Below are 15649 nucleotides of genomic sequence, written 5' to 3'. Positions count from 1 at the left end.
GGACGCCCGGGGCCCCTCCTGCCGCGCTCGCCACAGAGAGAGACCCACACCATGTCCTGGCTGTCGAGATTCAGCCTCGCTCAACGGGCCCTGATCGGGCTGATGTCGATCATCGCGATCGTCTTCGGCGCCATCGCGATCCCTCAGCTCAAGCAGCAGCTGCTGCCTTCCATCGAACTGCCCATGGTGTCCGTCCTGGCCCCGTACCAGGGCGCGTCTCCCGACGTGGTCGAGAAGCAGGTCATCGAGCCGCTCGAGTCGACCATCGACGCGGTCGACGGCATCACCGGCATCACCTCCACGGCGAGCGAGGGCAACGCCGTGATCCTGGCCCAGTTCGACTACGGCAACGGCTCCAAGCAGCTCGTCGCCGACGTCCAGCAGGCCGTGAACCGGGCCCGCGCCCAGCTCCCCGACGACGTCGACCCGCAGGTCGTCGCGGGTTCCACGGACGACATACCGACCGTGGTCCTCGCCGTCACGTCCGACAAGGACCAGCAGGCGCTCGCCGACCAGCTCGACAAGACCGTCGTCCCGTCCCTCAAGGACATCGACGGCGTCGGCCAGGTCACCGTCGACGGTGTGCGCGACCTCCAGGTCACCGTCACCCCCGACGACAAGAAGCTCGCCGCGGCCGGCGTCAGCCAGGCCGCGCTCGGCCAGTCCCTCCAGGCGGGCGGCGCGACCCTGCCCGCCGGCTCCTTCGACGAGGGCGGCAGCAACCGCACCGTCCAGGTCGGCGGCGGCTTCACCTCCCTGAAGCAGATCCAGGACCTGATGGTCACCGGCGAGGGCGTCAGGAAGCCCGTACGCCTCGGTGACGTCGCCAAGGTCGCGCAACAGCCCGCCAAGGCCGACTCGATCACCCGCACCGACGGCGAGCCCAGCCTCGCGGTCGTGGTCACCATGGACCACGACGGCAGCGCGGTCGCCATCTCCGACGCGGTCGAGGACAAGCTTCCCGGCCTGCGGGGGGACCTCGGCACCGGCGCGAAGCTCACGGTCGTCAGCGACCAGGGCCCGGCCGTCTCCAAGTCCATCGACGGGCTGACCACGGAGGGCGCGCTCGGCCTGCTCTTCGCGGTCCTCGTCATCCTCGTCTTCCTGGCGTCGATCCGCTCGACCCTGGTCACCGCGGTCTCGATCCCGCTCTCGGTCGTCCTGGCCCTGATCGTGCTGTGGACCCGCGACCTCTCGCTCAACATGCTCACGCTCGGCGCGCTGACCATCGCGATCGGCCGCGTCGTGGACGACTCCATCGTCGTCCTGGAGAACATCAAGCGGCACCTCGGCTACGGCGAGGAGCGCCAGGAGGCGATCCTCAAGGCGGTCCGCGAGGTCGCGGGCGCCGTCACGTCTTCCACCCTGACCACCGTCGCCGTCTTCCTGCCCATCGGCCTGGTGGGCGGCATGGTCGGCGAGCTGTTCGGCTCGTTCTCCCTGACGGTCACGGCGGCCCTGCTGGCCTCGCTGATCGTCTCGCTCACGGTCGTGCCGGTTCTGTCGTACTGGTTCCTGCGCCCGCCCAAGGCGATCAAGGGCGTCGACCCGGAGGAGGCGCGCCGCAAGGCGGAGGAGAAGGAGGCGCGTTCCTGGCTCCAGCGGATCTACGTCCCCGTCCTGCGCTTCGCGACCCGTCGCCGCCTCACCAGCGTCCTCATCGCGGTCGTGGTCCTGGTCGGCACGTTCGGCATGGCCCCCATGCTGAAGACGAACTTCTTCGACCAGGGAGAGCAGGAAGTCCTGTCCATCAAGCAGGAGCTGAAGCCGGGCACCAGCCTGGCGGCGACCGACGCCGCGGCGAAGAAGGTCGAGAAGCTGCTCGACGGCGTCGACTCGGTCAAGGACTACCAGGTCACCATCGGCTCGTCCGGCTTCATGGCGGCCTTCGGCGGCGGTACCGACACCAACCAGGCGTCGTACCAGGTGACGCTGAAGGACAAGGCGTCGTACGAGAAGACCCAGGACCGCATCGAGAAGGGTCTCGGTGGGCTCTCCGGGATCGGCCGGACCACCATCGCGGCCGGTGACGGCTTCGGCAGCCAGGACCTCAGCGTCGTGGTGAAGGCGGCCGACGGCCAGGTCCTGCGCAAGGCGGCCGACGAGGTCCAGGGCGAGGTCGCCGAGCTCGACGGCGTCACGGACGTCACCAGCGACCTGTCGCAGTCGGTCCCGCGCATCTCGGTCAGGGCCAACTCCAAGGCCGCGGCGGCCGGGTTCAACGACACCACGCTCGGCGCGGCCGTCGGCCAGGCCGTGCGCGGCACCACCAGCGGCAAGGCGGTCCTCGACGACACCGAGCGCGACATCGTCGTGAAGTCGGCGAAGCCCGCCACCACCATGGCCGAGCTCAAGAAGCTCCCGATGGGCCCCCGCGGTCTGAAGCTCGGCGACATCGCCACGGTGAAGCAGGTCGACGGACCGGTCTCCATGACCCGGATCGACGGCGCGCGTGCCGCGACGATCACGGCCAGGCCGACCGGTGACAACACGGGCGCGGTCAGCGCCGACCTGCAGACGAAGATCAAGGCACTGAAGCTGCCCGCGGGCGCGACGGCCACGATCGGCGGCGTCACGTCCGACCAGGACGACGCGTTCAAGAACCTCGGCCTCGCCATGCTGGCCGCGATCGCGATCGTGTTCATGCTCCTGGTCGCCACGTTCCGCTCGCTGGCCCAGCCGCTGATCCTGCTGGTCTCGATCCCGTTCGCGGCGACCGGCGCGATCGGCCTGCTCATCGCCACCGGCACCCCGATGGGCGTCCCGGCGATGATCGGCATGCTGATGCTCATCGGCATCGTGGTCACCAACGCGATCGTCCTGATCGACCTGATCAACCAGTACCGCAAGGAGGGCTACGGCACGATCGAGGCGGTCATCGAGGGCGGCCGCCACCGTCTGCGCCCGATCCTCATGACGGCCCTGGCGACGATCTTCGCCCTGCTCCCGATGGCGCTCGGCGTCACCGGCGAGGGCGGCTTCATCGCCCAGCCGCTCGCGGTCGTGGTGATCGGCGGCCTGATCACGTCGACGCTCCTGACGCTCCTCCTCGTCCCGACGCTCTACGCGATGCTGGAGCTCCGCAAGGAGCGGCGCCGCAAGAAGCGCGCGGCGAAGCGGGCGAAGAAGGCCGGCGTGCCGGCCGAGCAGGAGGCCGCGCAGGCCTCGCAGGCCTCGGACGCCGAGTCCGGCGAGCCGGAGCCGGCCCAGGTCTGACGCACCGGCACAACGCCCGGAGCCCGGGTCCCACCGTCACGTGGGACCCGGGCTCCGGGCTTGCTCGCGCTTGTGGTGCCTACGGCAGCGCCAGCATCCGCTCCAGCGCCTGCTTGGCGAACTGCTCCGTCTCGCGGTCGACCTCGATCCGGTTGACCAGGTTGCCCTCGGCGAGCGACTCCAGGGTCCACACCAGGTGCGGCAGGTCGATGCGGTTCATCGTCGAGCAGAAGCAGACCGTCTTGTCGAGGAAGACGATCTCCTTGTCGGGGTGCGCGTTGGCGAGGCGCCGCACCAGGTTGAGCTCGGTGCCGATCGCCCACTTCGACCCGGCCGGGGCCGCGTCGAGCGCCTTGATGATGTACTCCGTCGAGCCGACCTCGTCCGCCGCGGCGACGACCTCGTGCTTGCACTCGGGGTGCACCAGGACCCGTACACCGGGGATCCGCTCGCGGACGTCGTTGACCGAGTCGATCGAGAAGCGCCCGTGCACCGAGCAGTGCCCGCGCCACAGGATCATCTTCGCGTTCCGCAGCTCCTCGGCGGTCAGGCCGCCGTTCGGCTTGTGCGGGTTGTACAGGACGCAGTCCTCCAGGGACATGCCCATGTCCCGCACGGCGGTGTTGCGGCCCAGGTGCTGGTCCGGCAGGAACAGCACCTTTGTCGAATTGGGCTCCCCCTGCTCGAAGGCCCAGTCCAGCGCCCTCTTCGCGTTCGAGGAGGTGCAGATGGTGCCGCCGTGCTTGCCGGTGAACGCCTTGATGTCCGCCGAGGAGTTCATGTACGAGACCGGCACGACCTGCTCGGCGATGCCGGCCTCGGTCAGCACGTCCCAGCACTCGGCGACCTGCTCGGCGGTGGCCATGTCGGCCATGGAGCACCCGGCGGCCAGGTCGGGCAGGACCACCATCTGGTCGTCGCCGGTGAGGATGTCGGCGGACTCGGCCATGAAGTGCACACCGCAGAAGACGATGTACTCGGCCTCCGGCCGGGCGGCCGCGTCGCGGGCGAGCTTGAAGGAGTCCCCGGTGACGTCCGCGAACTGGATGACCTCGTCGCGCTGGTAGTGGTGGCCGAGCACGAAGACCTTGTCCCCGAGCTTCTCCTTGGCCGCGCGGGCGCGCTCCACCAGGTCCGGGTCGGACGGGGAGGGCAGGTCTCCAGGGCACTCCACACCGCGCTCGCTGCGCGGGTCGGCCTCGCGGCCGAGCAGCAGGAGAGCCAGCGGAGTCGGCTGAACGTCCAGGTCAACGGGGGTCTGGGCCGTGGTCACGTCACGCACCCTTTCTTGTTATGACATTCGTGCGGCGAGGCTTCTCGTCGAAATGACGCTATCTATGATAACTGCTTCACGTCAGAATGACGATGGCCATCGTGTCGATGTGACGCAATCCGCGTGGACCGGCCCGTGCCCCCCGCGCGCCGGGTGTGCGAGCATGAAAGAGCAAGGAAGCCGAACTCGCCGAGAGGCGAAACACGAGCGCCAGGGCCGGAATGAAACCGCGGCCCCGCCGGTTGGAACGTCGGCAAGCAGTCTCCGTACAACCCTGGAGAGAAGCAGATGTCCGTATCGGACGAGACCACCACCGTGAGCGACGGCATCCTCCTGTCCGACGCCGCCGCGGCCAAGGTCAAGGCCCTCCTTGACCAGGAAGGGCGCGACGACCTGGCGCTGCGCGTCGCCGTACAGCCCGGAGGCTGCTCCGGCCTGCGTTACCAGCTCTTCTTCGACGAGCGCTCCCTCGACGGGGACGTCGTGAAGGACTTCGGTGGCGTCAAGGTCGTCACCGACCGCATGAGCGCCCCGTACCTGGGCGGCGCCTCCGTCGACTTCGTCGACACCATCGAGAAGCAGGGCTTCACGATCGACAACCCGAACGCCACGGGCTCCTGCGCCTGCGGCGACTCGTTCAGCTGAGCCTGAACCCGTACACACACGAAGCGGCGGTTCCCTGCTCGAGGGGGAACCGCCGCTTCGCGTTTCGCCGCGACGTCAGCCCTGCGGCGCCGGCTCGTGCCCCCGCCCGCCGTCCGCGTGCGGCACCGCCTTGTCGTGCGAGTCCACGACCTTCCGGCCGTCGAGCGGCTCGCCCAGCGTCACCGGCAGCGTGTAGAACTTCGCCATCGCGATGCAGACCGTGCCCTTCTTCCGCGTCTCCGTGACCTTCAGGGCGACCTTGCCGTCCTGCTCCGTCGCCGAGGCCGTGTAGGTGCTGCACACGCCACCCGTGAAGTGCGCCGTCAGCGTCCGCCCGTCCCCGGTGTAGCCGTCGGGGCGCACATCGCGGGTGTCGGTCCCCGGATCACCGGGCTTCACGCTAGGCCGCGGGCTCGGCTTGCCGGTCGGCCCCTGCGCTTGCGGCGACGTCAGGAACTTCGGGTCCACCGCGGGATGCGTCACCGTGAAGGCCGCCTGCCCGCCCTGCGGCTTCACCTGGAACAGCCACGACGGTACGAGGATCTGCCGCCCCTGCGTGAACTGCGCCGCGAGCCCGAACGTCGCGCCCGTGACATGGACGGGCTCCACCGCGGGCAGCTTCGCCGGCGCCTTGCACGGCGCCTCGTCCCGCTCCTTCACCGGCGCCGGGCTCGCGCAGCCGCCGATACCGACGCGACCGGCCCCGACAGCCGTGGAGTTGAGCAGATCGAGCGTCTTCTGCGCGCTGATCACGGGATACGTGTCACCCTTGGCCGGCTTCTTCAACTGGCCGCTGCCGCCCACCACTTGACCGTCCGAGCCGACCTGGACGCCCGTGGTCCAGCCGTACGTGGGCAGGTCGCCCACGCGAGGCTCCGCGTTCACCACCCGTATCGCGCCCATCAGTTGGCGCGCGTCGAGCTTCGCGTCGTCCTGGCCGAGCGCCTTGAGGACCGGAGCGGCCGCCTTCTTCGCGGCGTCCTCGCTCACGGCGTCCTTGGCGCCGCCGTTCCCCGGCGCCTCGGTGCACTTGGCGGGGCTCGCGCACTTGTGGCCCGCGGACGGTGCGTAGCGCGCATACGTCCATGCGCCGGGGGCTCGCTCGGTCACCTGGAGCGAGGGGCCCGAGCCGTCCTTGGCCGGGCCCACCTTCCAGGCGCCGTTCTCCAGGCGCGGGGTGCCCTGCGCGTCCAGTGTCCTGGCGAGCGCGGCGACATCGGCCGCGGTCACCTTGCCCTCGGTCCGGTAGACCGGGGCGTCGCGGGGGCCCGTGGGGAGCTTGCCGTCGGCCCGGTAGCGGGTGCCGTTCGGGTCGGGCTCACCCGGCGCGATCCCCGAGGTGGAGCCCGTACCGCCCTCCCGGTAGCCGTCCAGGGGCAGCGGCGGGGGAGTGGAGTCGTCGCCCGCCGCCGGGGTGCCGCCGCCGCTGTCGGCCGAGGTCGCCGCGACATACGCGCCACCGCCACCGACGAGGAGTACCGCTGCCGCGACCGAGGCGACGGCCAGCCGCGACCGCCCCCGGTGTCGATCCTGCGTCTGCTCGGTGCTCACCGCATCGCTCCTTCAACTGCCGGTCGTACGCCGTATCCCCTTTACGGGGGACAGCGATGGGACGCAGCGGGGGAGCGTGCGGTTCCCTCCTCGCTCCCCGGAGACCGCACGGGCGCGCCTCTAGCAGTCCCCGTATTCGGACATCGAGTCGATGAGCCGCGCGGACCTGGAGGGCACGACGACGCCGTGGGGGAGGGAGGGGGTGACGGGCGTCTGCTTGTCCTTGGCGGGGGCCGTCCAGTGGGGGGCCATTCGGGCGCAGTCGCCGCGCAGGGACGCGAGACCGCCTTCGAGGTCGAGCGGCGCGGACGCGGTGCGGACCTTGAGGTTCGTCATAAAGGAACGCTATGCAGGTCCGTCCCTGCGAAGAAAGCCCTACTATCGGGTAATTTTGCCGCTTCAGTCGGACGGACGCGACCCGGTAGCGTAAAGCGTCAACCCCCTCCGCTCAGGAAGACGTGACCACGCCGTGCGTATCGCAGTCACCGGTTCCATCGCCACCGACCACCTCATGACCTTCCCCGGCCGCTTCGCCGACCAGCTGGTCGCGGATCAGCTGCACACGGTCTCCCTCTCCTTCCTCGTCGACAACCTCGACGTCCGCCGGGGCGGTGTCGGCGCGAACATCGCGTTCGGCATGGGGCAGCTCGGCACGGACCCGATCCTGGTCGGCGCCGCGGGCTCCGACTTCGACGAGTACCGCGCCTGGCTCGACCGGCACGGCGTGGACACCGCCTCCGTGCGCATCTCCGAGGTCCTGCACACGGCCCGCTTCGTCTGCACCACGGACGCCGACCACAACCAGATCGGCTCCTTCTACACGGGCGCCATGAGCGAGGCCCGCCTCATCGAGCTGCAGTCCGTCGCCGAGCGCGTCGGCGGCCTCGACCTGGTCCTGATCGGCGCGGACGACCCGGAGGGCATGCTCCGTCACACGGAGGAGTGCCGCTCGCGCTCCATCCCGTTCGCCGCGGACTTCTCGCAGCAGATCGCCCGGATGAGCGGCGACGAGATCCGCACGCTCCTGGACGGCGCCACGTACCTCTTCTCGAACGAGTACGAGAAGGGCCTCATCGAGAGCAAGACCGGCTGGACCGACGAGGAGATCCTCGGCAAGGTCGGCCACCGCGTCACGACCCTCGGCTCGCGCGGCGTCCGCATCGAGGGCGTCGGCGAGGACCCGATCGAGGTCGGCTGCGCCGAGGAGGAGGCCAAGGTCGACCCGACCGGCGTCGGCGACGCGTTCCGCGCGGGCTTCCTGTCCGGCCTGGCCTGGGGCGTCGGCCATGAGCGCGCCGCCCAGGTCGGCTGCATGCTCGCCACGCTGGTCATCGAGACCCTCGGCACGCAGGAGTACCAGCTGCGCCGCGGCCACTTCATGGACCGCTTCACCAAGGCGTACGGCCACGAGGCCGCGGCCGAGGTCAAGGAGTACCTGAAGTAGTCCCGTCAGGAGAGCCGGCGGACCACATAGGCGGCACCGCGCTCCGCCGGCTCCTCCCCGACGTACTGCTGGCTCCGCATCTCGCACCACGCCGGGATGTCGAGCCGCGCCGCCTCGTCGTCGGCGAGCACGGTCACCGTCGCGCCCACCGGGACATCCCCGATCACCTTCGCCAGTTCGATGACGGGGATCGGGCACCGCTTCCCGAGCGCGTCGACCACGAGCGAGGGCGCACTCGCCGGCGCGGGGGCGGGCGCGGTCACGGCCGTTGCCCCGAGCCGCTCCCGTACCGAAGCGACCGTCCCCGGCAGCACCTCGAGGAACCGCTCGACGTCGCCCTCGCCCGTCCCGAGCGGCAGCGACACTCGTACGTTCCCCCCGCTCAGCACCCCCATCGCCTTGAGCACATGGCTCGGCGTCAGCGTGCTGCTCGTGCACGACGATCCGGACGAAACAGAAAAACCGGCCCGGTCCAGCTCGTGCAGCAGAGTCTCTCCGTCGACATAGAGACAGGAGAAGGTGACTACGTGAGGCAGCCGCCGCACCGGGTCGCCCACCACCTCGACATCGGGCACGAGCCCCGGGACGCGCGCCCGGATCCGCTCCGTCAACTCCCGCAGCCGCGCGTCCTCCTCCGCCGCCTCGGCCCGCACCGCCCGCAGTGAGGCCGCCGCCGCCACGACGGCCGGAATGTTCTCGAAGCCGGCGGCCCGCCCCGACTCCCGCTCGTCCGCCGGGCCTTGGGGCGCGAACCGCACCCCCTTGCGCACGACGAGCAGACCGACGCCCGCCGGGCCGCCCCACTTGTGCGCGCTGCCCGCGAGCAGCGACCAGTCGCCCTCGACCGGACCCCATGCCAGCGACTGCGCCGCGTCCACGAGCAGCGGCACCCCGGCGGCCCGGCACGCCGCGGCGACCTCGGCCACCGGCTGCACCGTCCCCACCTCGTGGTTGGCGGACTGGAGACAGGCGAGCGCCGTGTCCTGCCTGAGCGCGTCGGCGTACGCGGCGGGGGAGACGGAACCGGCCCGGTCCACGCCCACCTCGGTCACCGAACCGCCGTCGGCCTCCAGCGCGGCAGCCGAATGGAGTACGGAGGAGTGCTCGACCGCGGAAACCACCAGGTGCCGGCCGGCACGCCGGCGTCCCGCGAGCGCGCCGGAGATCCCGGAGTGCACCGCACGCGTCCCCGAAGGGGTGAAAACAAGCTCGTCCGGGCGGCAGCCCACGGCATCCGCGGCGGCCTCACGGGCGGCGTCGAGCAGCAGCCGGGCCCGCCTCCCCTCGCGGTAGAGCCGGGCGGGGTCGGCCCACCCCTCGTCGAGCGAGGCGAGCAGCGCCTGCCGGGCCACGGGGTGCAGGGGAGCGGAGGAGGCAGCGTCGAAGTAGGACACACTGCAACGGTAAAGCCCCGGGTGAGCGTGGCCTCCCGCAAGGGGTGAGGGGAGGGGGCGACCGGCTGCCCGAAGCGCGCACCCGCCGGACCACCCACGTCCGTCACCCGCCGGACATCCCCCCGATCCCCCGTCAGATGCCCCCGGAACAGCAAGTTCCACCCCTTCTGAGTGACCCGCGGCGCGTTAGGCACCCTCCCCGCGCGACCCCAAATAGCGTCCAGTAGGGTTTGGTCCGCATAAACATCCAAACCCCTGCCCGTGTGCCAGGGCGGCGAGCGACCAGCGAGACGGCCGTAGCCAACCAGCGCGGGCGAGACTCTCGGGAAGGCGCTACGTGAGTCCCAACGGCTCCGACCGCTCGTCGCGGCGCCCGATGCGGCGGAAGCTGCCGCAGGTGCTGACTGCGGGCCTGATCCTGGTAACCGCTACTGGTTGCACATACAAAGACTTCCCTCGTCTTGGTATGCCGACCCCGGTTACGGAAGAAGGCCCCAGGATCCTCTCCCTCTGGCAGGGCTCGTGGGCGGCAGCGCTCGCCACGGGTGTCCTTGTCTGGGGCCTGATCCTGTGGAGCATCATCTTCCACCGGCGCAGCCGCACCAAGATCGAGGTACCAACGCAGACGCGGTACAACATGCCTCTCGAGGCGCTGTACACGGTGGTACCGCTCATCATCGTCTCGGTCCTCTTCTACTTCACGGCGCGAGACGAGACGAAGCTCCTCAACCTCGACGACAAGCCGGCCCACACCATCAACGTGGTCGGCTATCAGTGGAGCTGGGGCTTCAACTACGTCGAGAACGTGCCCGGCTCCACGGGTGACGCGAAGACCTCGAAGGAACTGGCCGGCATTCCGGACCGCTTCATCGAGGACTTCCCGGCGAACGCCGGCGGCGTCTACGAGGCCGGTACTCCGGCGTCGGAGAACCCGCAGACGAAGAACCCCGGCCCCACCCTCTGGCTCCCCAAGGGCGAGAAGGTCCGGTTCGTCCTCACCTCGCGCGACGTCATCCATGACTTCTGGGTGGTGCCGTTCCTGATGAAGCAGGACGTCATTCCGGGCCACACCAACGCCTTCGAGGTGACTCCCAACCGGGAAGGCACCTTCCTGGGCAAGTGCGCCGAGCTCTGCGGCGTCGACCACTCGCGGATGCTGTTCAACGTGAAGGTCGTCTCTCCTGAGCGCTACCAGCAGCACCTCAAGGACCTCGTGAAGAAGGGGCAGACCGGTTACATCCCGTCCGGCATCGCGCAGACGAGCCACGAGAAGAACCGGGAGACGAACAACCTGTGAGCATCCTCAACGAACCTCAGGGTGCCGCCGCAGCTGACGACTCGTACGAGAACGAGCTGCCGGTCAGGCGCAAGCAGCCGGGGAATGTCGTCGTCAAGTGGCTGACCACCACTGACCACAAGACGATCGGCACGCTCTACCTGGTCACGTCGTTCGCGTTCTTCTGCATCGGCGGACTCATGGCGCTCTTCATGCGCGCCGAACTCGCTCGTCCCGGCAACCAGATCATGTCGAACGAGCAGTTCAACCAGGCGTTCACGATGCACGGCACGATCATGCTGCTGATGTTCGCGACGCCGCTGTTCGCCGGTTTCACGAACTGGATCATGCCGCTGCAGATCGGCGCGCCCGACGTGGCGTTCCCGCGGCTGAACATGTTCGCCTACTGGCTCTACCTGTTCGGCTCGACCATCGCCGTCGGCGGTTTCCTCACCCCGCAGGGTGCGGCCGACTTCGGCTGGTTCGCTTACTCCCCGCTGTCGGACGCGGTCCGCAGCCCGGGCATCGGCGCCGACATGTGGATCATGGGTCTGGCCTTCTCCGGCTTCGGCACCATCCTCGGCGCGGTCAACTTCATCACCACGATCATCTGCATGCGCGCTCCCGGCATGACGATGTTCCGCATGCCGATCTTCGTGTGGAACGTGCTGCTGACCGCCGTCCTGGTCCTGCTCGCCTTCCCGGTCCTGGCCGCCGCGCTGTTCGCCCTGGAGGCGGACCGTAAGTTCGGTGCCCATGTGTTCGACGCCAGTAATGGCGGCGCCTTGCTGTGGCAACACCTCTTCTGGTTCTTCGGACACCCAGAGGTGTACATCATCGCGTTGCCATTCTTCGGAATCATTTCCGAAGTGATCCCGGTGTTCTCGAGGAAGCCGATGTTCGGCTACTCGGGCCTGATCGGCGCGACCATCGCGATCGCGGGTCTCTCCGTGACCGTGTGGGCGCACCACATGTACGTCACCGGCGGCGTGCTGTTGCCGTTCTTCTCCTTCATGACGTTCCTCATCGCCGTACCGACAGGCGTGAAGTTCTTCAACTGGATCGGAACGATGTGGAAGGGCTCACTGTCCTTCGAGACACCGATGCTCTGGACGATCGGCTTCCTGATCACCTTCGTCTTCGGTGGTCTGACCGGCGTCATCCTGGCGGCCCCGCCGCTGGACTTCCACGTCTCGGACTCGTACTTCGTCGTCGCGCACTTCCACTACGTCGTCTTCGGCACCGTGGTCTTCGCGATGTTCGCCGGATTCCACTTCTGGTGGCCGAAGTTCACGGGCAAGATGCTCGACGAGCGGCTCGGCAAGATCACGTTCTGGACGCTGTTCATCGGCTTCCACGGCACGTTCCTGGTGCAGCACTGGCTGGGCGTCGAGGGCATGCCGCGTCGTTATGCGGACTACCTCGCGGCCGACGGCTTCACCGCGCTGAACACGATCTCGACGATCTCCTCGTTCCTGCTCGGTCTGTCGATCCTGCCGTTCTTCTACAACGTGTGGAAGACCGCCAAGTACGGCAAGAAGGTCGAGGTCGACGACCCGTGGGGCTACGGCCGTTCGCTCGAATGGGCGACGTCCTGCCCGCCGCCGCGGCACAACTTCCTCACGCTGCCGCGCATTCGCAGTGAGTCGCCGGCGTTCGACCTGCACCACCCGGAGATCGCCGCGATGGACCAGCTCCAGAACGGCGGCCACGGGGGCAAGGCTCTCTCTGGTGGCAAGGAGGCCGGCAAGTGAAGGTCCAAGGCAAGATGTTCATCTGGCTGAGCGTCTTCGTGCTCGCCATGGCGATCGTCTACGGCGTGTGGTCGAAGGAGCCCGCCGGAACCACGGCGCTCTTCCTGTCCTTCGGCCTGTGCATCATGGTCGGCTACTACCTGGCCTTCACGGCCCGGCGGCTCGACACGGGTGCGCAGGACAACAAGGAGGCCGATGTCGCGGACGACGCCGGTGACGTGGGCTTCTTCAGCCCGCACAGCTGGCAGCCGCTCGCGCTGGCCATCGGAGGTGCGCTCGGCTTCATGGGCGTCGTCTTCGGCTGGTGGCTGATGTACTTCTCGGCCCCGATCATCGGCATCGGCCTGTGGGGCTGGGTCTTCGAGTACTACCGCGGCGAGAACCGGACCCAGTAGGGCCCGGCCGACGCCGAAAGGGCCCGGACACTCCTGACGGAGTGTCCGGGCCCTTTCCCGTGCCCCGTCCCGGCCGTGCCTCGGACGGCCCAATCGACGCGCCGCGAGCGGTGAGGGTTCATACCGTATTGCTCATGAACAACTCACCGAGAATTCGCACGGTAATGGGCTGCACTCTGCTGGTGACCGCACTCGGTGCGAGCGTCACGAGCTGCAGCGGCTCCAGTCACCCGCTCTCCGCCAAGCCGTACGACGCGGCGGGCGAGATCAGCTTCAGCGGGGAGTCCGGGAGCAAGAAGACCGACCCGGACAAACCCATAGAGATCACCTCGGAGGACGACGAAACACGCATAACCGATGTCACGGCCACGGATGAGATAGGCCGCTATGTCGTCGGCGAACTGTCGGCCGACGGCAGCAGGTGGCACAGCACCGCCCCGCTCGCCGCCGACGCCCACTACACGGTGCACGTGAGCACCGAGGACGACGAGGGCTCGCCCGGCCGCAAGGTCCTCACCTTCGACACGGGCCACCCGGACAAGAAGAAGTCCCTGAAGGTCACCTTCGGCCCCGAGGCCGGCAAGTACGGCGTCGGACAGCCCGTCACCGCCGAACTCAGCGCCGCCGTCAAGGACAAGGCCGCACGGGCAGTCGTCGAGCGGGCCCTGAAGGTCGACTCGCAGCCCGCCGTGGCGGGCTCCTGGACGTGGGTGGACGACAAGACGCTGCACTTCCGCCCCGAGGAGTACTGGCCCGCAGGGGCCACTGTGGAGGCGCACAGCACCCTCGACGGCATCAAGGTCGGCGACCGCCTCTGGGGCGGCGCCTCCAAGCCGCTTCGCCTCACCATCGGCGACCGAATAGAGGCCGTGACCGACGCCGGCTCTCACTCGATGACGGTCTACCGCAACGGCCGAGTGATCAACACCATCCCCGTCACCACCGGCAAGCCCGGCTTCGAGACCCGCAACGGGGTCAAGGTCGTACTCGGCAAGGAACGCTTCGTACGGATGCGCAGCACCAGCATCGGCATCGCCGAGGGCTCGTCGGACTCGTACGACATGCCCGTGTACTTCGCCACCCGGGTGACCTGGAGCGGCGAATACGTGCACGCCGCGCCCTGGTCCGCGGGCTCGCAGGGGTACGCCAACGTCAGCCACGGCTGCACCGGCATGAGCACCAGCAACGCCGAGTGGTTCTTCAACACCGTCCGCACCGGCGACATTGTGAAGGTCGTCAACAGCAACGGCGCGCAAATGGACCCGTTCGGCAACGGCTTCGGCGACTGGAACCTCAGCTGGAAGAACTGGGAGAAGGGCAGCGCCGTCCAGGCGGTCGCGGCGGACGGCGGCCACAGCACGGTCCAGGCGGCCCGGCTGAGCCCCGAGGTGTGAGACTTCTGACTCCGGAACGCACACGGACGGGGCGGCCCGCAGCAGCGCTGCGGGCCGCCCCGTCGGCGTACCGAAGCGCCCTACGCCTCCACGGCGCGCCGGGAGCGCAGCAGGGAGGCCAGTGCGCCCGCGAACTCCACCGGGTCGACCGGCAGCGTCACGGCGGCCTCGGCGCGGCTCCAGGTCGCCAGCCAGGCGTCCTGCGGGCGGCCCATCAGGAGCAGCACCGGCGGGCAGTGGAAGATCTCGTCCTTGATCTGCCGGCAGACGCCCATGCCGCCCGCGGGAACGGCCTCGCCGTCCAGGACGCAGACGTCGATGCCGCCGTGCTCCAGCTCCTTGAGGACGGCCGGGAGCGTGGCGCACTCGACGAACTCGATCTCGGGGGCGTCGGCGGCGGGCCGGCGCCCGGTCGCGAGGCGGACCTGTTCGCGGGTGCTTGCGTTGTCGCTGTAGACCAGGACCGTCGCGGTCGACTGCATCGTTCCTCCGAGACTTCGGCGTCTTTGACTCATCAAGGTGGGGAAGCGTTGCGCGGAGCCTACTCCTCCCGACACCCCGTCAACACCGGTTCGGACGCCGCCCTGATGGGCCATACGGGCTGGACACACCCCACAGACACTCCGAACGGCACCCCCCGGGGTGAGCGCGAGATAAGCGACCGACATAATGTCGGTCGTGGCGACAGCAACGACAGTAGAAACCGGGCACGCGCACCCGTCGGTCAATCGGCCGAACCTCACCAGCGTCGGAACCATCATCTGGCTGAGTTCCGAGCTGATGTTCTTCGCGGCCCTCTTCGCGATGTACTTCACCCTGCGATCGGTGACCGGGCCAGATCACTGGAAGGAAATGGCCGAGTCGCTGAACGTTCCGTTCTCAGCGACGAACACCACGATCCTGGTGCTCTCCTCACTGACCTGTCAGCTCGGCGTGTTCGCCGCCGAGCGCGGGGATGTGAAGAAGCTCAGGACATGGTTCATCGTCACCTTCATCATGGGTGCGATCTTCATCGGCGGTCAGATCTTCGAGTACACCGAGCTGGTCAAGAAGGACGGTCTCTCGCTGTCCTCCGACCCGTACGGCTCGGTGTTCTACCTGACGACTGGCTTCCATGGACTGCACGTGACAGGTGGCCTCATCGCCTTCCTGTTCGTCCTCGGCCGCACCTACGCGGCCAGGAAGTTCACCCATGAGCAGGCGACCGCAGCCATCGTCGTGTCCTATTACTGGCACTTCGTCGATGTCGTCTGGATCGGCCTTTTCGCCACGATCTACTTGATCAAGTAGCCGGCACGTCGTCCCGA

General features: G+C 68.7%; 13 protein-coding genes. 8 read left to right on the top strand and 5 right to left on the bottom strand.

Going from position 1 to position 15649, the window contains the following annotated elements:
• The first annotated feature begins 51 nt into the window (after positions 1-51).
• Positions 52-3216 (top strand): efflux RND transporter permease subunit, encoded by a 3165-nt coding sequence (locus ACY0PA_RS13435; RefSeq protein ID WP_473084832.1) that lies wholly within the window; start codon positions 52-54, stop codon positions 3214-3216.
• A gap of 79 nt (positions 3217-3295) precedes the next feature.
• Here ACY0PA_RS13435 and nadA read toward each other — a convergent pair whose 3' ends face one another.
• Positions 3296-4498, bottom strand: coding sequence for a quinolinate synthase NadA (gene nadA, locus ACY0PA_RS13430; RefSeq protein WP_473084831.1), 1203 nt, complete (start codon positions 4496-4498; stop codon positions 3296-3298).
• 279 nt (positions 4499-4777) lie between these two features.
• On the opposite strand from nadA, the gene ACY0PA_RS13425 reads away from it, so the two are divergent.
• Entirely contained in the window at positions 4778-5134 is a 357-nt protein-coding gene (locus ACY0PA_RS13425; protein ID WP_100592151.1) for an iron-sulfur cluster assembly accessory protein, read from the top strand.
• A gap of 75 nt (positions 5135-5209) precedes the next feature.
• On the opposite strand, the gene ACY0PA_RS13420 is transcribed toward ACY0PA_RS13425, so the two are convergent.
• Positions 5210-6685, bottom strand: coding sequence for a hypothetical protein (locus ACY0PA_RS13420; RefSeq protein WP_473084830.1), 1476 nt, complete (start codon positions 6683-6685; stop codon positions 5210-5212).
• Positions 6686-6805: 120 nt separating this feature from the next.
• Positions 6806-7021 (bottom strand): hypothetical protein, encoded by a 216-nt coding sequence (locus ACY0PA_RS13415; protein WP_473084829.1) that lies wholly within the window; start codon positions 7019-7021, stop codon positions 6806-6808.
• Positions 7022-7154: 133 nt separating this feature from the next.
• On the opposite strand from ACY0PA_RS13415, the gene ACY0PA_RS13410 reads away from it, so the two are divergent.
• Positions 7155-8129, top strand: a complete 975-nt coding sequence (locus ACY0PA_RS13410; RefSeq protein WP_473084828.1) for a carbohydrate kinase family protein — start codon at positions 7155-7157, stop codon at positions 8127-8129.
• 5 nt (positions 8130-8134) lie between these two features.
• Here the strand turns inward: ACY0PA_RS13410 and ACY0PA_RS13405 are convergent, their stop codons facing one another.
• The gene (locus ACY0PA_RS13405; protein ID WP_473084827.1) at positions 8135-9523 is read right to left on the bottom strand and encodes an aminotransferase class V-fold PLP-dependent enzyme; all 1389 of its coding nucleotides are present in this window, start codon (positions 9521-9523) and stop codon (positions 8135-8137) included.
• Positions 9524-9860: 337 nt separating this feature from the next.
• On the opposite strand from ACY0PA_RS13405, the gene ctaC reads away from it, so the two are divergent.
• The 4 genes from ctaC to ACY0PA_RS13385 all read left to right on the top strand — a co-directional run bounded on the left by ctaC (position 9861) and on the right by ACY0PA_RS13385 (position 14342).
• Complete coding sequence (gene ctaC / locus ACY0PA_RS13400; protein WP_473084826.1) at positions 9861-10820, top strand: aa3-type cytochrome oxidase subunit II; 960 nt, start codon at positions 9861-9863, stop codon at positions 10818-10820.
• Positions 10817-12553 (top strand): aa3-type cytochrome oxidase subunit I, encoded by a 1737-nt coding sequence (gene ctaD, locus ACY0PA_RS13395; protein ID WP_383092530.1) that lies wholly within the window; start codon positions 10817-10819, stop codon positions 12551-12553. The genes ctaC and ctaD overlap by 4 nt, the downstream gene beginning before the upstream one ends.
• Positions 12550-12948 (top strand): cytochrome c oxidase subunit 4, encoded by a 399-nt coding sequence (locus ACY0PA_RS13390; RefSeq protein ID WP_326776135.1) that lies wholly within the window; start codon positions 12550-12552, stop codon positions 12946-12948. The genes ctaD and ACY0PA_RS13390 overlap by 4 nt, the downstream gene beginning before the upstream one ends.
• A gap of 134 nt (positions 12949-13082) precedes the next feature.
• Positions 13083-14342 (top strand): L,D-transpeptidase, encoded by a 1260-nt coding sequence (locus ACY0PA_RS13385; RefSeq protein ID WP_473084825.1) that lies wholly within the window; start codon positions 13083-13085, stop codon positions 14340-14342.
• An 80-nt stretch (positions 14343-14422) separates the two neighbouring features.
• Here ACY0PA_RS13385 and ACY0PA_RS13380 read toward each other — a convergent pair whose 3' ends face one another.
• The gene (locus tag ACY0PA_RS13380; protein WP_473084824.1) at positions 14423-14824 is read right to left on the bottom strand and encodes a hypothetical protein; all 402 of its coding nucleotides are present in this window, start codon (positions 14822-14824) and stop codon (positions 14423-14425) included.
• A 187-nt stretch (positions 14825-15011) separates the two neighbouring features.
• Here ACY0PA_RS13380 and ctaE point away from each other — a divergent pair, with 187 nt between their 5' ends.
• On the top strand, positions 15012-15632 hold the full coding sequence (gene ctaE, locus ACY0PA_RS13375; protein WP_100592161.1) for an aa3-type cytochrome oxidase subunit III: 621 nt from the start codon (positions 15012-15014) through the stop codon (positions 15630-15632).
• Positions 15633-15649 lie beyond the last annotated feature (17 nt).

The sequence above is a fragment of the Streptomyces sp. DS1-CR2 genome (assembly GCF_055760475.1).
This window is presented reverse-complemented; position numbering and strand designations above follow the sequence as displayed.

Bases quoted from the DNA above. Each gene is read 5' to 3' on its own strand.
- ctaE (WP_100592161.1), top strand. From the start codon at position 15,012: ATGTCGGTCGTGGCGACAGCAACGACAGTAGAAACCGGGCACGCGCAC.
- ACY0PA_RS13385 (WP_473084825.1), top strand. From the start codon at position 13,083: ATGAACAACTCACCGAGAATTCGCACGGTAATGGGCTGCACTCTGCTG.
- ACY0PA_RS13380 (WP_473084824.1), bottom strand. From the start codon at position 14,824: ATGCAGTCGACCGCGACGGTCCTGGTCTACAGCGACAACGCAAGCACC.
- ACY0PA_RS13425 (WP_100592151.1), top strand. From the start codon at position 4,778: ATGTCCGTATCGGACGAGACCACCACCGTGAGCGACGGCATCCTCCTG.
- ACY0PA_RS13435 (WP_473084832.1), top strand. From the start codon at position 52: ATGTCCTGGCTGTCGAGATTCAGCCTCGCTCAACGGGCCCTGATCGGG.
- ACY0PA_RS13415 (WP_473084829.1), bottom strand. From the start codon at position 7,021: ATGACGAACCTCAAGGTCCGCACCGCGTCCGCGCCGCTCGACCTCGAA.